General features: G+C 74.5%; 11 protein-coding genes. All 11 read left to right on the top strand.

The window, feature by feature from the left end; all coding sequences use genetic code 11:
- The first annotated feature begins 105 nt into the window (after positions 1 to 105).
- The gene (gene eccCa, locus AB0472_RS07140) at positions 106 to 4128 is read left to right on the top strand and encodes a type VII secretion protein EccCa (protein ID WP_366354137.1); all 4023 of its coding nucleotides are present in this window, start codon (positions 106 to 108) and stop codon (positions 4126 to 4128) included.
- Positions 4125 to 5546 (top strand): type VII secretion integral membrane protein EccD, encoded by a 1422-nt coding sequence (gene eccD / locus AB0472_RS07145; protein WP_366354139.1) that lies wholly within the window; start codon positions 4125 to 4127, stop codon positions 5544 to 5546. The genes eccCa and eccD overlap by 4 nt, the downstream gene beginning before the upstream one ends.
- A 14-nt stretch (positions 5547 to 5560) precedes the next feature.
- Positions 5561 to 6898, top strand: a complete 1338-nt coding sequence (gene eccB, locus AB0472_RS07150; protein ID WP_366354141.1) for a type VII secretion protein EccB — start codon at positions 5561 to 5563, stop codon at positions 6896 to 6898.
- Between the two features lie 35 nt (positions 6899 to 6933).
- Positions 6934 to 9327 (top strand): hypothetical protein, encoded by a 2394-nt coding sequence (locus AB0472_RS07155; protein WP_366354143.1) that lies wholly within the window; start codon positions 6934 to 6936, stop codon positions 9325 to 9327.
- Positions 9324 to 12767 carry a right-handed parallel beta-helix repeat-containing protein gene (locus tag AB0472_RS07160; RefSeq protein ID WP_366354145.1) on the top strand — a complete coding sequence of 1148 codons (3444 nt, stop codon included), beginning with the start codon at positions 9324 to 9326 and terminating at the stop codon, positions 12765 to 12767. Before AB0472_RS07155 ends, AB0472_RS07160 begins: the two co-directional genes overlap by 4 nt.
- Before the next feature lie 127 nt (positions 12768 to 12894).
- Complete coding sequence (locus AB0472_RS07165) at positions 12895 to 13230, top strand: WXG100 family type VII secretion target (protein ID WP_366354146.1); 336 nt, start codon at positions 12895 to 12897, stop codon at positions 13228 to 13230.
- Positions 13231 to 13263: 33 nt separating this feature from the next.
- Positions 13264 to 13554 (top strand): WXG100 family type VII secretion target, encoded by a 291-nt coding sequence (locus tag AB0472_RS07170; protein ID WP_366354147.1) that lies wholly within the window; start codon positions 13264 to 13266, stop codon positions 13552 to 13554.
- A gap of 1 nt (position 13555) precedes the next feature.
- Positions 13556 to 14194, top strand: coding sequence for a hypothetical protein (locus tag AB0472_RS07175; RefSeq protein WP_366354149.1), 639 nt, complete (start codon positions 13556 to 13558; stop codon positions 14192 to 14194).
- Positions 14195 to 14217: 23 nt separating this feature from the next.
- Positions 14218 to 16536 (top strand): WXG100 family type VII secretion target, encoded by a 2319-nt coding sequence (locus tag AB0472_RS07180; protein WP_366354151.1) that lies wholly within the window; start codon positions 14218 to 14220, stop codon positions 16534 to 16536.
- 26 nt (positions 16537 to 16562) lie between these two features.
- Complete coding sequence (locus tag AB0472_RS07185; protein WP_366354152.1) at positions 16563 to 16994, top strand: YbaB/EbfC family nucleoid-associated protein; 432 nt, start codon at positions 16563 to 16565, stop codon at positions 16992 to 16994.
- The gene (locus tag AB0472_RS07190) at positions 16987 to 17367 is read left to right on the top strand and encodes a WXG100 family type VII secretion target (protein WP_366354154.1); all 381 of its coding nucleotides are present in this window, start codon (positions 16987 to 16989) and stop codon (positions 17365 to 17367) included. The genes AB0472_RS07185 and AB0472_RS07190 overlap by 8 nt, the downstream gene beginning before the upstream one ends.

Consider the following 17367-nt stretch of genomic DNA (forward strand, 5'->3'; position numbering starts at 1 on the left):
GGCGGACATCGGCTCTCCCCCCGCAGGCGTCCGCGGCCTCCTGCCTACGCTCCACGCGCGGGTCCCGGAGCAGAGCTGTAGAGCAGCAGAAGAGAAGAGAGCACGTTGAGCACCGTCGTCGCCAAGCGCTCGCCGCGTGCCGAAGGCCCTCCGATGCCGGAGGGCCAGGTGGAACTGGCCGAACCCCCGGTCCTCGGCGAACCGGCCACCGCCGACTTCGGCTCGGTGATGACGTACCTGCCGATGGGCCTGGGTGCCGGGGCCATGGTGCTGATGTACTCGGTCGGCAGCGGCGGTACGTCCATGTACATGATGACCGGGATGATGGGCATCGCCATGGTCAGCATGACGTTGACCCAGATCGGCCGGCCCGGTGCCGAGCGGCGCCGCCGGATGCGTGCCGAACGCCGGGACTACCTGCGCTACCTCGGCCAGAAGCGGGTCCAGGCCCGGCATGCGGCCGACGGGCAGCGGGCGGCGCTGCTGTGGGACAACCCCGAGGCGTCCGACCTGTGGGCGGTGGCGAGCGGGCCCCGGCTGTGGGAACGCAGGCCCGGGCACGAGGACTTCGGCCGGGTCCGGATCGGTCTCGCCACCCGCCGTGCCGCGCTGGAGTTCCTGCCCCCGCAGACCCGTCCGGTGGAGGACCTGGAGCCGCTGTGCGCGATCTCGCTGCGCCGGTTCACCAAGGCCCACCAGACCGTGCCCCTGCTGCCCGTGCCGGTCTCGCTGCGGCGCTTCACCAGCGTCGAGTTCACCGGCGAGACCGCCGAGGCGGTGGCCCTCGCCCGGGCGGTGCTCGGGCAGCTGGCGGTCTTCCACTCCCCCGACGAGCTGCGGGTGGCGGTGCTGGGCGACGAGGCCGCGCGCCGCGAGTGGGACTGGCTCAAATGGCTGCCGCACAACGCCCATCCGGTGGCGGAGGACGCGGCGGGTGCGGTACGGCTGGCCGCCGGGGACCACGACGAGTTGATGGACCTGCTCGGGCCGGACGTCCGCGACCGTCCCGACCACGACGCGGCCTCCTCGCCGAGTGTCGCCGAGCCGTTCACGGTGATCGTCGCCCAGGGCGTGCGGCTCCCGCCGAACACACGGCTGTCGGGGGCCGGGATGCGCGGGGTGGTGCTGCTGGACCTCACCGGCGCGGTGCCCGGCGGCCCCAAGGTGCTGCGGCTCACGGTGCGCGGCGGCCGGGTGGACTTCCCGAGCGGCGCCGAGAACGTCACCGGCCGGGCCGACCGGCTCGGGTCCGTCGAGGCCGAGCACCTGGCGCGGGCGCTGGCCCCGATGCGCACCGGCGGTGTCGTCGACCTGGTGGACCAGCCCCTGGAGTCCGACTTCGACCTGGCCACGATGCTCGGCATCCGGGACGTACGCGGGTTCGACGTCGCGGCCAAGTGGCGGCCCCGGCTGGCCCAGGAGGCCCGGCTCAAGGTGCCGATCGGGGTCACCGAGGACGGCGAGATCGTCGAGCTGGACCTGAAGGAGTCCGCGCAGGGCGGGATGGGCCCGCACGGGCTGCTGATCGGCGCCACCGGCTCCGGCAAGAGCGAACTGCTGCGCACGCTGGTGACCGGCCTGGCCGCCACCCATTCCTCCGAGATCCTGAACCTGGTCCTGGTGGACTTCAAGGGCGGCGCCACCTTCCTCAACATGGACCGGCTGCCGCACACCTCCGCCGTCATCACCAACCTGGCCGACGAGCTCCACCTGGTCGACCGCATGCGGGACTCCATCAACGGCGAGATGATCCGCCGCCAGGAGCTGCTGCGGGAGGCCGGCTACGCCTCGCTCTACGAGTACGAGAAGGCACGCGCCGCCGGTACGAGCACCCTCGCCCCGCTGCCCTCGCTGCTGGTCATCGTCGACGAGTTCTCCGAACTACTTGCCAGCAAGCCGGAGTTCGTGGAGCTGTTCGTCTCCATCGGCCGCCTCGGGCGCAGCCTCGGCGTGCACCTGCTGCTGGCCTCGCAGCGACTGGACGAGTCCCGGATCCACCGGGTCGAGGGCCACCTGTCGTACCGGCTCGCGCTGCGCACCTTCTCCTCGATGGAGTCGCGCAGCGTGATCGGCACCTCCAGCGCCTACGAGCTGCCGTCCGCGCCCGGCAACGGCTACCTCAAGGTCGACACCACCAACCTGGTCCGGTTCAAGGCCGCGTACGTCTCCGGGCCCGCGCCCGCGGCGCCGGGTCCCGAGGAGACGTCCGGGCCCCAGGGCGTCGTACGGGAGGTGACCGCGTTCGGGCTGGAGCGGCACGGTCCGCCCGCCGGGTCCCACGAGGCCGCGGCGGCCGCCCGGCTGGTCTCGCTCGCCGAGGAGAACCTGCGCGACCAGGACACCGGGGCCGAGGAGGAGACGGAGGGCGGCGGGGACAGCCTGCTGGAGGTGTTCGTCGGGCGGCTGGAGGACAGCGGCCCGCCCGCCCGGCAGGTCTGGCTCTCCCCGCTGTCCGAGTCGCCCGGCCTGGACCAGCTGCTGCCCGGCATCGTGCCCGACCCCGAGCGGGGCATGGGCGCCGCCGACCCGCGCGTACAGGGCGCGCTGCGCGTCCCGCTGGGCATGGTGGACCGGCCGTTCGAGCAGCTGCGCGAACTCCTGACCGCCGACCTGTCCGGCGCCGACGGCCACATGGGCCTGGTGGGCGCGCCGCAGACCGGCAAGTCGACGCTGCTGCGCACCCTGATGCTGTCGCTGGCCCTGACCCACACGCCCCGCGAGGTCCAGTTCTACTGCCTGGACTTCGGCGGCGGCGGTCTGGTCTCCACCGCCGGCCTGCCGCACGTGGGCTCCGTGGCCACCCGCCTCGAACGCGACCGGGTGCTGCGCACCGTCGAGGAGCTGACCCAGCTCCTGGAACAGCGGGAGCAGTTGTTCACCTCCAGGGGCCTGGAGTCGATGGCCGCCTACCGTGCGCTGCGCGCGGACGGCTCCGTCGACGACCCGTTCGGCGACGTCTTCCTGGTGGTCGACGGCTGGGCCACGCTCCGCCAGGACTTCGACGACCTGGAACAGCGGATCATGGAACTCGCCGCTCGCGGCCTGTCGTTCGGCCTGCACGTGGTCGCCTCCGCGGTCCGCTGGTCCGAAGTGCGGCCCCGGCTGCGGGACATGCTCGGCACCAAGCTCGAACTGCGGCTCGGCGACGCGATGGAGTCCGAGGTCGGCTCCCGGGCCGCGGCCGGTGTCCCGCACCGGCCGGGACGCGGCCTGACCGGCTCGGGACACCACTTCCTGTCCGCGCTGCCCCGACTCGACAGCTCCTCGCGCACCGACGACCTGACGGCCGCCACCAAGGCCGCCGTTGCCGAGATCGACACGTTCTGGACCGGCCCCCGGGCGCCCGGCGTGCGGCTGCTGCCGACCCGGCTCGACGCCCGCCGGCTGCCCACCCCCGCGGGCACCCGGGACCTCAGGTTCTGCCTCGGCTGGGACGAACAGCGGCTCGCCCCCGTCTGGCACGACTTCGGGACCACCCCCCACCTGCTGGTCTACGGCGACGGCGAGACCGGCAAGACCAACGCCCTGCGCCTCGCCATCCGTGCCATCACCGCCCGCTACCGCCCCGAGGAGGCCAGGATCCTGCTGGCCGACCCGGGCCGCGGCCTCCTCAAGGACGTGCCCGAGGAGTACCGGGTCGGATACGTCGTCGACGGCGACGCCCTCGGCAAGCTCGCCGACAGCGCCGCCGTGTCCGTGGCCAAACGGGCCCCCGGCGCCGACGTCACCCCGGAGCAGCTGGAGAAACGGGACTGGTGGACCGGCCCGCTGCTGTTCGTCCTCGTCGACGACTACGACCTCTTCGCCGGCGCGCCCGGCACACCCTCCCCGATGAACCCGCTGGTGCCGCTGCTCGCGCAGGGCGCCCACATCGGACTGCACCTGGTCGTCGCCCGCTCCACCTCCGGCGCCATGCGGTCCGTCATGGACCCGCTGATCCGCCGGATGTGGGAGCTCGGCAACCCGGCGCTGCTCTTCTCCTACCCCAAGGAGGAGGGCAAGTTCATCGGCGAGGCCAAGCCCCGCACGCTGCCCGCCGGCCGCGCCCAGCTCGTCACCCGGCGCACCGTCCAGCTCGTCCAGACCGGCCTGGTGTCGGCGGCGCCCGTCCCCACAGGAGCACGATGACCACCGCCCCGGCCACCACCGATCCCACCACCGGCGCGCCGTCGGCCGTCCGGGCCACCGAGGTGTGCCGGCTCACCGTGGAGGCACCGGCCGGCCGGGCCGACCTCGCCGTCCCGGTGACCACCCCGGTCTCCGCCCTGCTGCCGGTGCTGCTGCGGCACGCCGTCGGCCCCGACCTGCAGGGCACGCCCTGGGTCCTGCAACGGCTCGGCGCCGACCCACTCGACCCGGAGGCGACGCCCGAGAGCGCCGGGCTGCGGGACGGCGACGTGCTGCACCTGCGACCGGCCGACGCGGCACTGCCCGCGCTGCACTTCGACGACGTCTCCGACGGTGTCGCGCACACGGTCGGCACCGGATCCGGCCGGTGGCACCCCGGACTCACCCGGAACCTCGGTCTCGCCCTGTCCTGCCTGGCGCTGGCCGCGCTCGCCGCCACCGTGCTCGGCGCGGGCCCGGGCGCGCTCAGCTCGGCCGCGGCCGGGGCGATCGCCCTGGTGCTGGCCGCGGGCTGCGCGGCAGCGGCCCGCGCCCGGGCCGACCGCGGCAGCGTCCTGGTCGCCGGGGTGGGCGCGTTCGGCTTCGCCGCGCTGGCCGGGACGGTCCTGCGGGAGGGCCCGTCCGGCGGGTTCGTCCCGGGCACCACGGGAACGCTGCTGGCCGCCGGCTTCGTGGTCGCGCTGGCCGGCCTGCTGCTCGCGCTGGGCGCACTGCCCCTCGTCGTCCCCGGCACCGTGCTGCTCACCGCGGTCGCCGCCGCGATCGGCGCGGGACTCGCCGAGGCCACCGGGCTGCACGGCGTGCAGGCCGCCGCGGTGGTCGCGGTCGGTCTGTTCGTCCTCGGGCACCTGGCCCCCCGCCTCGCCCTGCGCACGGCCCGGCTCCGGGTCCCCCAACTCCCGCACGACGCCGAGGAGCTCCAGCTCGACATCGAGCCGGCGCCCGGCGATGCCGTGGCGGACCGGGTCGCCGTCGCCACCGCCTGCCTCGACGTGATCGGCATCTCCTCGGCGCTGGTGTGGGCGGTCGCGCTGTGGCTGCTCGCCGACCGCGAGCACGGCTGGGCCGGCTGGCTGCTCACGGTCTCGCTCAGCCTGGCCGTCCTGCTCCGCGCCCGCGGCACCAACGGCACCCTGCAACGGGTCCCCGCCGTCCTGGCCGGCGCCTACGGCCTCGGGCTCGTCCTCATCGTCCGGGTCGCGCCGACCGGTCCCGGCGGCCGGGCCGCCGTCCTCACGGTGCTGCTGGCGGCCGCCCTGCTCCTGCTGGTCGGCGCCTGGCGGCTGCCACGGGCCCGGCTCCTTCCGATGTGGGGGCACTTCGGCGACCTGCTGGAGACCGTCACGGCGATCGCGCTGCTGCCGCTGCTGCTCCAGGTGCTGCACGCGTACGGCTACTTCCGCGGCCTCGCGGGCTAGGGGCGACGGCAGCCATGCAGACGCGACGCGATCACGTGCAGGCCTACCAGTTCGCCATGGGCCGCCTCGCCTCCGCCCTGGTCAGCGGCGACCCCGGCCGGGGCGACAGCCCCACCCGGCGGTCGGCGCTCGGCTCGGTCTTCGGGGTGGGCGTGGCGGTGCTGCTGTGCGCCGGGTTCGGGGTGTACGGACTGATCTCGCCCGTGGCCAAGGACGACTGGCGCAAGGACGGGGCGATCGTCCTGGAGGAGGACACCGGCAACCGGTACGTGTACGCGAACGGCGAGCTGCGCCCCGTACGCAACTACGCCTCCGCGCTGCTGATCGCCGGCAAGCGCACCGCGCCGGAGACGGTGTCCGCGAAGTCCCTGGCCGGGGTCCCGCACGGCATCCCGGTCGGCATCCAGGGTGCCCCGGACACCGTACCGACGACGTCCGCACTGGCGACCGGGGCGTGGGCACGGTGCCTGCCGGCCGGAAACGGGCCGGCAGGCAAGGAGTCCGGCGGTGAGGAGCCGGCCGGCCGGGGGCAGGCGCTCCTCTTCGGTGGTCCCGCCGCCGCACTCGCCGGCCTGCCCGCCGACCGCCAGGTGCTGCTCGCCGGGCCCGGGAAGTCCCGGTACCTGCTGCTGCGCGGCGTCAAGTACCCGGTCCCGGGCGCCTCGACGCTGATCGCGCTCGGCCTCGACGGCCAGGCTGCCCTGCCCGCCACCGCGGACTGGCTGGCCGCCGTGCCGACGGGCGCCGCGCTCACCGCGCCCGTGCCGGCCGGTGCCGGGAAGCCCGCCGGGCAGGTCGCCGGGCAGGCCACGAAGGTCGGCCAGGTCTTCCGTACCAGCACCGACGGTTCGGTGCACTACTACGTGATGCGTGCCGACGGAGTCGCCCGCGTCAACGCCACCGAGTACGCCCTGCTCGCCGCCCGGCCCGGTGCACCGGCACCGCGCCGGGTCGGGCAGTCGGACATCGCGGCGGCCGCGGTCTCGGCGGACGACGCCCCGACCGGCCGGATGCCGGACCTGACCGGTGTCCGCGCCCTGGCCGGCGGCACCGTCTGCCTCACGGAGGCGGCGGACGGCGGGGCCCGGATCACCGTGGGCGGCGCCGGCGCCGGGGGGATCGTGCTGCCGGCCGGCGGGGGTGTGCTGGCCGTCCCGCACGGTTCCTCGGCGGGCGACCGGACCGAATACCTGATCACCGAACAGGGCCTGAAGTACCGGATCGCCGACACCGACGCCGAGCGGGCCCTCGGCTTCGGCGACGGCAAGCACCGGGTCACGCTGCCCGCGGGCGTCCTCGCCCTGGTCCCCGACGGTCCGGTGCTCAGCCGCGCCGCCGCCGCGAAGGGCTGAGCCCGGTGCCCCGGCTCCGCCTTCGCTCGACACCGGTGGGCGATGCCCTGCTGATCCACCCCAGGGACAGGTTCGACGAACGGGCGGCCGCGTTCGCCGGCGGGATCGCCGAGGACCCGCTCCACACCCTCGCCGTGGTGGACCTGCCCGGTGACGCCGTCGCCACGGAGTGGGCGGCGGTGGCCCGGCTGCTGTCGGCCGCGCGGTACGGCAGCCCGCGGCTGGTCTTCGGCCGGGGCACCCCCGCCGATGTCCGAACGGCGTGCCGCCACATCGCCGACCGGCTCGAACGCGAGGTGCTCGCCCCCGACGGCGACCTCGTGCCGACCGTCGGGGGCGGCCTGTTCGTGCCCGGCGACGACGGCGCGGCCTGGCTGCGGTTCCGGCCGGGCCACGATCCCGAGCCCGTGGCACAGCGCTTCCCCAAGCCGCACTGGGAGTTCTCCGCACCGGCCCGCACCCAGCGGGCCGGGACCCACGCCGTCGCCCAGCCGCTGCCCGCCGGCGTGTGGTTGCGCCACGCCGGTCCGGATCCCCTGGCCGCGCACCACCGGCGTGCGGTCGAGGCCGCGCCCACCGACCCGCACCACTACCTGGTCGTCCTCGGCAGCCCCGGGACCCCGCCGCTCTCCGCCGCCGATGTGGCACGCTTCTGGGACACCACCGTGCTCCCCGGCGCCCGCCCGGCGGTGCGCTTCGTCCTGTACGGCACTCTCGACGTCCCCGGCGGCCACACCGCCCCCGGACAGGCCCTCGCCGACGCCCTGGGCCACCCGGCCGTCCTGTACGACGGCCTCCCCGGCGACCGCGCCGCCCCCGCCGGGACGACCTACCTCCCCATCGGTTTCGCGCCACCGGCACCGGACCCCGGCGGCGCCGTCCTTCCACCCCGTCCGGCCGCGCCGCCCGTCCGCACGGAGTCCGGCACCGCCGGCGCGCCGGGGGCCCACTGCGCACCGGACACCGCGTCGTCCCCGGAACTGCCCGCCGAGCACGACGCCGAGGGTGCGACCGACCTCTCCGAGGCGCCGACCGTACGCAACACCGCCGGTACCGATACCGGCACCGACGCCGTCGGCGAGGGCGGTGACGAGGGCGGCAGCGGGGGTCCGGCCGCGGGGTCCGGCGCCGGGCCGGGCAGCGGCGCGGCCGACCTCGACGAGGCGCCGACCGTACGCAGCAGATCGCGCGCGACACCGAAGGGGACCCCGGCAGGCACACCCGGAATCGAGGCGCCGTCGGCGTCCGCCGCGACGTCGACGCGGACGTCGCGGCCGGCCCCTGAGCCCCGCCCCGTGCCGTCCGCCGACCCCACGCCCGCCCCGGCCACCGCCGCACCCGCCCTCGCGCAGCGGCCCGTACCCCCCGCCTCGCCACGGTTCCGGTTGGAGTCGGCCGCGCCCGAGCCGGAGATCGGCGAGATCGGCGAGATCCACGACGTTCACGGCATCGGCGGCATCGGCGGCATCGGCGAGGACGGCGCTGCTCCGCCGGCGGCGGTCCCGGCCCCCGGTCCCGTGCCGGCCCAGGGCTCCGGCAAATCCGGCCGCGCCGACGTGCCGTCGGTCTCCGGGCGAGCGGGTGCCGTGCGGGTGCAGCCCGTGCCGCGGGCCGCTGCCTGTGCGCTGCCGCCCGAGCGGGGTGTCGCACAGGAACGGGACTGGATGCGCCGGACCTTCAGCGAGCAGTACAACGCCCTGGCCGGTTCGGTCTCGCGCGTGATGTCGGAGTCGCCCGGACTGCGCGGCCGGTCCAGGACCGAGGCGGCGGACGCGCTGACCGACCTGGTCGCGGTACGCCTGTACCTGTCCGGCGACGCTCGCCGGGCCGACGCCGCCGTGCGTGCGGCCGTACCCGGACCGCACGTGCCGCTGGCGCGCTGTGTGACGGCCGGGCTGCGGCGGCTGCCCTCCTACCGGGGCCCGGCCCTGCTGCGCACCCGACTCGGGGCGGCGGAGCGTGCCTGGTACCGCGAGGGCGCGCTGGTCACCGAGTGGGCGTTCTGCCATGCCCGCACGTCACTGCACCCCGGCCCGCGCGGCAGTGACGCCACCGACGTCCTGATCTGGTCGATGACGGCACGGCGGACCAGTTCGCTGGACCCGGACGTCCCCGACCGGGTGGTGTTCCTGCCGGGCACCGTCTTCAAGGTGCTGCGCGCCGACGGCCCCGCGGTGCTGATGCGGGAACTGTCACCCTCGGAAGCCTCGGAAGCCGCGCAAGCCGCGGAGGACACCCGGGAAGGCCGGGACAGCCGGGACGGCCGGGGCGACGTGACGGCGAAGCTCGACGAGATCGCCGTCAAGGGCCTGGAGAAGATCCTGGACGCGCTGGAGCGGACCGGCACCGACGCCGCGGCCGGGAGCGCCGATCCGCCCGGACTGATCGTGACCCACCGTGCGGTCCGCACAGAAGGAGCCGAGCCGTGAGCAGGCAGGTGTTGCTGGTCTCCCCGGACCGCCCGGGCGCCCACCGCACGATCGGCCGGGCGCTGGCCGAGGCGGCGGACGGAGCGCTGATCACGGTCGCCCCCGGCCGCTACGAGGAGTCGCTGGACGTCGTGCGGCCGGTGACCCTGGCCGCCGAGGGCGGCGCCGGGACCGTACGGGTGCACGCGTCCGCCGGCAGCACGGTCGTGGTGCGGGCCGAGGCGGTGCAGCTGTCCGGGCTGGTCCTGTCGGGCGCCGACCGGGAGGCCCCGGTCCTCGACCTGCGGCGCGGGCAGTCGGCGCTGGACGGGTGCCGGATCGAGGGTGCGGCGTGGACGGCCGTACTGGCCTGGGACGAGGGCACGCTGGCCGCCCGCGGCTGCCGGGTCGCCAACCCGCACGGGGCCGGCGTGGTGGTCACCTCGCCCGGCGGCAACGTGCTGTCCGACACCGAGATCACCGAGGCCGGCTCCTCGGCGGTGGTGGTCGCCGAGCACGGCCGCCTCGACATCCGGGACTGCCGGCTGGACCGCCCCCGAGGCAACGGCGTCTGTGTCAACGGCAACGCCTCCGCGACCGTCGAGGACACCCTCGTCACCGGGAGCGGCAAACCCGCCGTCGCCGTCGAGCAGGAGGCGCGCGCCGCACTGCTCCGGGTCACCGTGACCGGGAGCACCGCGCTGGACGCGTACCTGACCGGCCGGGGGGAGACCACCCTCACCGACTGCGCGTTCTCCGGCTCGGGCGGGCAGTCCGTGCACATCGCCGACGGCGCCGCGCCGCACCTGCGCGGCTGCACGGTCTCCGGCGCGGCCCGCAGCGGCGTCCAGGTGGCCGGGGGCGCCCGGCCACGTCTGGAGGACTGCGAGATCACCGGTACCCCGGTCGGGCTGCACGTCACCGGTGCGACAACCACCGTCCGGGCGACGGGGCTGGTCGTCCGGGATGCCACGACGGCCGCCGTGCAGGCCGTCGACTCGGGTACGGCCGAACTGGAGCGGCTCACCGTCACCGCCACGGGCACGGGCACGGGTACGGGTCCGGGTACGGGCGCGGGTACGGGTCCGGGTACGGGCGCGGGTACGGGCAACGCAGGAGCCGGGGTCCGGGCGCAGGGCGGTGCCAGGGTGACCCTGCGGGACGCCGAGATCGCGATGAGCGGCGGCGGCCGGGGAGCCACGGGGTTGGGCCTGGCCGGGTCGGCGAGCGTGTTCGTGGCCGGATCCGCGCTCCGCGGGTGTGGTGCGGTCGTCGGCGCGGACGCCGAACTCACCTCGCACGACACCGAGTTCGCCGATGCGCCGGGCGACGCGGTGCGGGTCCTCGCGGGCGGCTCGTTCACCGCTGTCGGGTGCCGGATGACCGGCGCGCGGGGCCAGGGCGTCAACGCCGACGCCGACGCCCGAACCGACCTCAGCAACTGCGCGGTCCAGGACAACGCCGGCGACCGGCCCGCCGACCGGTCGGCCGACGGCTTCGGCGGCGACGGCCCTGGCGGCGGCCAGGACGGCAGTCGGAACGGCGGTCGGGACGGCAGTTGGAACGACGGCCCGACCGAGGGTCAGGACGGCGGTCGGGACGACGGTCAGGACGGTTCCGGGACCCTCCGCCCATCGGCCGCCGGCCCGGACGTCTCCCGTTCCCTCACCGGACCGCTCGCCGAACTGGACGCGCTGGTGGGCCTGGACAGCGTCAAGTTGGAGGTCACCGGGCTGATCAACCTCAACAAGATGACCAAGCGGCGTACCGAGATGGGCCTGCCCATGCCGCCGATGAGCCGCCACCTCGTCTTCGCGGGGCCGCCGGGCACCGGCAAGACGACCGTGGCCCGGCTGTACGGCGCGGTCCTCGCCGAACTCGGCATCCTCGGCCAGGGGCACATCGTCGAGGTGGCCCGCGCCGACCTGGTCGCCCAGATCATCGGCGGGACCGCCATCAAGACCACGGAGGTCTTCAACCGGGCACTGGGCGGGGTGCTCTTCATCGACGAGGCGTACACCCTGACCAACCAGTCGAGGGGTACCGGGCCGGACTTCGGCCAGGAGGCCGTCGAGACGCTGATGAAGCTGATGGAGGACCATCGCGACGAGATCGTCGTCATCGCGGCCGGCTACTCGGAACACATGGACCGGTTCCTCGCCTCCAACCCCGGTATGGCCTCCCGGTTCGCCCGGACGATCGAGTTCCCCAACTACGCCCCGGAGGAACTGGTCACCATCGTCCGCGGCCTGTGCGCCAAGCACTACTACGAGCTCTCCGACGACGCCCTGCACGCACTGTCCCGCTATTTCGAGGACGTCCCCAAGGGCCCGACCTTCGGCAACGGCCGGGTCGCCCGCCAGGTGTTCGAGTCGATGATCGGCGCCCAGGCGTCCCGGCTGGCCACCCGCCCGCCCGGCCATGACAGCGAACTGAGCCTGCTGACCGCCGCGGACATCGCCCCGGCCCCCCGTGCCCTGTCCCCCACCCCCATCACCGCACCCGCGCCTCCCACGCCTCCCGCAGCCACACCGGCTGCGACCCCGGCGACCGCACCCGCGACCGCCCCCGCGACCGCCGACGGCGGTTCCGTCTCACAGGGGCCACCCGCGCCCGACGACGAAACCGTCACAAGTGGCTCGGGTGGTGCGGGTGGTGCGGGTGGTGCGGGTGGTGCGGGTGGAAAGACACCCGCCGAAGGCGAAGCCGAGGCCACCCGCCACCTCACCGCCCTCACCTCCCTCGCCCCCGTCACCGACGCACTGGCCGCCCGCCTGGACACGCTCGCCAGGCTGGGGCAGGGCCCCGCAGGCCTCGCGGACGTGGTGCTGGAGGGCGCCCCGGGCAGCGGGCGCCGAGCGGTGGCCGCCGCCTACGGCAGAGCGCTCGGCGAGCTCGGAGTCGTACCGTCCGGGGCGTTCACGCACGTGGCGCTGTCGGCCGTGCCGGTCCGCTGGGCCACCCAGCCGCGCACCTTCCTCGCCGACGCGTTCCGGCGCGCGGCCGGCGGCCTGCTGGCGGTGACGGCGGACCCCGCCTTCGAGTCCCGCCCGGAGACCGAACGGCACGCGGTCCTGGACGCGTTGACCGCGGAGACGGCGGCCCGCGACACCGCCGCCGGGCCGTACGGCCCGGTGCTCGTCCTCTGCGGCGCCGCCCCGCGCCTCATGGACCTGCTGCGCACCCGCACCGATCTGGCCGGGACGTTCGCCGAGTACCTGCGGCTGCCCGCCTGGACCGGCGCGGGCCTCGCGGAGCTGACCCGGCGGCGGCTCACGGTCCTCGGCCTCGACGTACCCGACGACGTCCTCGCCGCGCTCGCCACGCAGAACCCGGCGCACGGCGCGTACGGCGCGCACCGGCTGGCGGAACGGATCGCCGCCCGTGCGGGCGCCCCCGCGCTGGCCCTCGCCGACCTGGCGGACGAACTCCCTGCGGTCAAGGCGCCGGTGGCCGGCTGACGGGCCGCAGGGACAGAAAATCACGGCCGGTGGGGCAGCGAGTCCGGCATCCGCCCCCTGGCCCGCACCGCCCCGGACCACCATCACGAACGACGACCCCCACGTCCCCGGCACGAGAGGAACGGCCATGGCCGCGAACACGAACACATCGGTCGACACTTCGGGCATGCGGACCGCCCAGGGCAGCTTCCAGACCGCCCTGGACGAGGTCAACAACACGTACACCCAGATGCAGAGCCAGATCGAGGCGCTGCGCGCCAGCTGGACCGGTGACGCCTCCACCACCTTCCAGAGCGCGATGGACACCTGGCTCACCGACTTCGGCACGGTGAAGCAGCAGTTGGAGCTGATGCTGCAGAAGCTGCAGGCCAACACCGGCAGTTACGACACCACGCACCAGCACACCACGGACGCGGCGACCCAGCTGCACAAGAGCATGTCCACCCCGCTGCCCGGCTTCTAACCTCCACCCCCACCCCACACACGAGGAGCGACCATGCCTACGTACACCGTCAACATGAACCAGGTCGAGTACGTGGTCGGCGAGATGACCGCGATCAGCGGAAAGATCCAGTCCGCGCTCGGCGAGCTGGACGACAGCGCCAAGGTGCACCTGAGCGAGTGGACCAGCGACGCCCGCGCCACCTACGACGTCGCCAAGGCCAAGTGGGACGCCGCCGCGGCCGACATGGTGACCCAGGCCCAGAACGCCACCAACGCCCTGGGCCAGATCAACGAGTCCTACTACGCGGGCGAGCGGCACGGCGTGAGTCTGTGGGAGCAGTGACATGACGGACGGAATCAGCGCCGAGAGCAACAGCAGCTCCAACAACGGCAACAGCAACACCGGTGCCACCGGCGACCACCACTACCACGGCGGCACGGACGTCCTGCACGTCCCGGGGATCCTCACCGACCTGCACCCCTTCGTGCCGCCGCCGGTGCCCGGCGGCGACGGACACAACGGTACCTCGGTCAGCACACCGTCGCTGGACCTGTTCGCCTCCAACATCGACCTGCTGATCCAGCCGGTGCGCGACGTCGCCACCAAACTGGGCGATGTCTCTGTCGCGCCGGGCGCGTTCTACCACGCCAACGTGATGCGCACGACGGTCAACGGCCCGAACGCCGACGCCGGTCTCAAGAAGAGCTACGGCGACGCCCTGTCGGCCCTGGTCCGGGGCCTGACGGACCTGCGGGACGGCGTACGGGGGCTGAGCCACAAGTACGCCACGATCGAGGACGCCAACGGCATGCGGGCCCAGGACCTCGCGGACGCCTTCACGACGACCACCGCCGACTTCAACACGATGATGACGTCCAACGGCGGCAGCGGCATGACCTCCACCACGGGTACCGGCAACACGGGTAACGGCAACACCGGTAACGGCAACACCGGTTCCGGGAACTCGAACACCACCAGCTAGGCGGGCTCCGCGGGAGGGCGAAAGTGCCGGACTACAACAGCGGCGGCTTCCACCAGGGTGACGACGGAACGATCTTCGGGAATCCCGACGGCACGTCCAACGGAAGCGTCACGGACTACGACAACTGGGACTGGAAGCAGATCAAGGCCGCCGTCTACGGCATGTCGTCCGGGGTGTCGACCGACGCCAACCTGGCCCACGCGCGCTCGATCGCGAACCCGCAGTCGCTGCTGGACGCGGCCAACGCCTTCTTCCACGTCCAGCGGACCCTGGAGGGCGTCACCAAGAGCCTGGTCGACCAGGCCAAGGCGCTGGCCGGCGACGACGGCCCGTGGGGCGGCACCGCCGCCGACTCCTTCCTCGACATGATGACCAACTTCTCCCGGCAGGTGAAGGCCAACGCCGACGTCCTGTCCGGGGGTTCGACCGGCGACCACTCCATCCCGCACCAGCTCGCCAACAACGCGATCTCCTTCCAGAGCGCGCAGAACCTGCTGGCGGAGATCGACTCGTTCTACGCCGACGAGGCCCAGCGGATGGGCGTCACGCCGATGTCCGACGGGCTGATCCCGATCAGCCAGAAGCCCGAGCTCGTCGCGATGATGACCGACGACATGCGCGCCGTCCTCAAGAGCCTGGCGCACTCCTACCAGGTCACCACCGACGCCATCGTGAACCCGATCCCGGTGACCTCACCGACCGACAACCCGAACGACTCGGGCAACGACGACGGCCTGCCGGACCCCAACGACGGCCTGGGCAACGACCCCGACCTCGGCGGTGGCTCGGACAGCGGCATCGGCGACCTGGGCGACACCGGAAACCTGTCGGACCTCTCCGGCTACCCGAACACCGACGTGGGCAGCGGGCTCGGCGACGGCATCGGCGGCGACAGCGACCTCGCCGGTCTGGACGGCTCCGGCGATCCCACCTCCTTCCCCGGCGACCTGGGTCTGGCCGACGGATCGGACAGCGGGCTCGGCAGCGGCGACGGCATCGGCGATCTCGGTGACCTGGGCGATCTCGGCAGCCTCGACCCGTCCGCCATCGACAGTGCGCTCAACCCGTTCTCCTTCCCCGCCCTGGGCAGCCTGGCCGGTCCGGGCACCAGCGGTCTCGGGGCCGACGGCGAGAGCTCGCTGGGCGGCCTGTCCACGGCCGACCCGGCCGCCTTCGGCGACACCGGTCTGGACGACGGTCTGGGCGACGGCCTCACCGGCGGACTGGACGACGGCCTCGCCGACGGCCTGTCCGCCGACGCCCTGTCCCCGTCCCGGCCGGCCACGTCCTCCGGGATGCCGTACATGCCGGGGATGGGCGGCAGCGGGGCGAACGGCGCCGGTCTCACCTCGGAGCCCACGGACGCCTCGGGGCTGCTCGACTCCAGCGCGGACCCGTGGGAGGGCGAGGAGGCCCCCGGCGACGAGGTCGGCTCGGAGCTGGGCACGGCGGCCGGCGGCGAGGGCCTCGGCACAGCGGGCATGCCCTACCTGCCCGGCATGGGCGGCACGGGCGCCGCCTCTGGTGCGGGACGGGACGGTGCCGGTGAGCGCACCGACGCCTCCGGGCTGCTCGACGGGAGTTCCGAGCCCTGGGAGGGCGCGGACGAGGAGACCGGCGACGACGAGGCCGGTTCCCTCACCGGAGCCCTGCCCGGAGTGCCTTACCTGCCCGGCTTCGGCGCCACCACGGGCACCACGGGCCGCGCGGACGGCCGGACGGGCGAACGCGTCGCCGAACCGGCCGCCGCCGATGAGCACACCGAAGGACACACCGAAGAACACACCGAAGAACACCCGACCGCCCCGACCGCCGTGTCGAGCGATCACGGCATCGCCCCCGACACCGCCCCTCACACCGCCTCCGCGTCCCTCACCGCTCCGACAGCCGTCGGCTCCGACGGTCTGCCGCTGTCCGCGGACGGCCACGGCGACGACTCCGCGGTGGCGGCGCGGCCCCTGGCCGACGACGGCGAGGAGGACTTCTCGGCGTGGGAGGCCGGGGCCGGCGCGGGCGCGTTCGTCCCGCTGCTGTGGGCGGTGAACGGCGACCGTGAGCGGGAGGCTGATCCCGAGCAGGCCGCGTCCGCCGAGCCACGCACCACCTGGCAGCCGGATCGCACCGCCACCGGGTCACCGGCCGGTACCGGTACCCCCGCCCTCCGCGAGGCGATGTGCGGCGACGGCGGCCCCGAACCGGAGGAGCCCGAGGAGCCCGAGGAGCTGGACGAGGCCGCGGAGGAGCCGGACGAGGAACCGGCCGCCCGTGGCATCGCGGACCTGCTGGTCCAGCACCAGAGCACCTGGGGCGCCGTCCCCGGCGACTCCACCGCCACCCTCTGACCCGGCCCGACAGGAGACGAGTTCCCGTGCCCAGCCCGTACGACCAGCAGATCGAGGACCTGCTGGAGCAGTACCGCCGCCAGCGCGACGAGGCCGCCCGGACCCGGCGCCGGATCAACGAGACGACGGCGACCGTGACCGCCCCGCGCCAGACGGTGAAGGTCACCGTCGGCGCTCAGGGGGAGGTCACCGCCATCGAGTTCCCCACCGGCGCCTACCGGCGGATGGCGCCCAAGGAGCTGGCCGACGTGCTCCTCACCGCCCTGCGGCAGGCCAGGGCCGAGGCGCTGGAAGGCGTCGCGGGCGTGCTCGCGGAGCAGTTGCCGCCCGGGGTGACCGTGCCCGACCTGCTCCAGGGCCGGGTCGACCCGGCCGCCGTACTGCCCGAGGACCCGGCGATGCCGGACCCCGTACGCGACTACGTCGACCACGGCTTCCAGGGAGAGACCCATGAGTGACGGCAGCACCTTCTCCGTCGACACCGCCCGGCTCGACGGCGCCGCACCGCAGATGCTGGAGCTGGCCGGGCGGATCCGGTCCATCGCCACCAAGCTGGACGGCCGGCTGGAGGCGCTCGGCGCGTGCTGGGGCGACGACGAGAGCGGACGGCAGTTCCTGGAGCAGTACGCGGAGCCCAGGCGACAGCTCGGCGAGGGCATCACGGGCGTCGGCAACGTGCTGGACAGCACGGTCGACGGCATCCGCACCATGGCCAAGGGGTACGCCCGGACCGAGGAGGCGAACGTGGAGGCGCTGCGCGCCATCACCCCGTCCACGGACTCCGGCACGACGGGCGGGCACGACTCCTCCCCGCACCGCACCCGGCGGTGA

Source organism: Streptomyces sp. NPDC086777, from assembly GCF_040702065.1.
Taxonomy (GTDB): domain Bacteria; phylum Actinomycetota; class Actinomycetes; order Streptomycetales; family Streptomycetaceae; genus Streptomyces.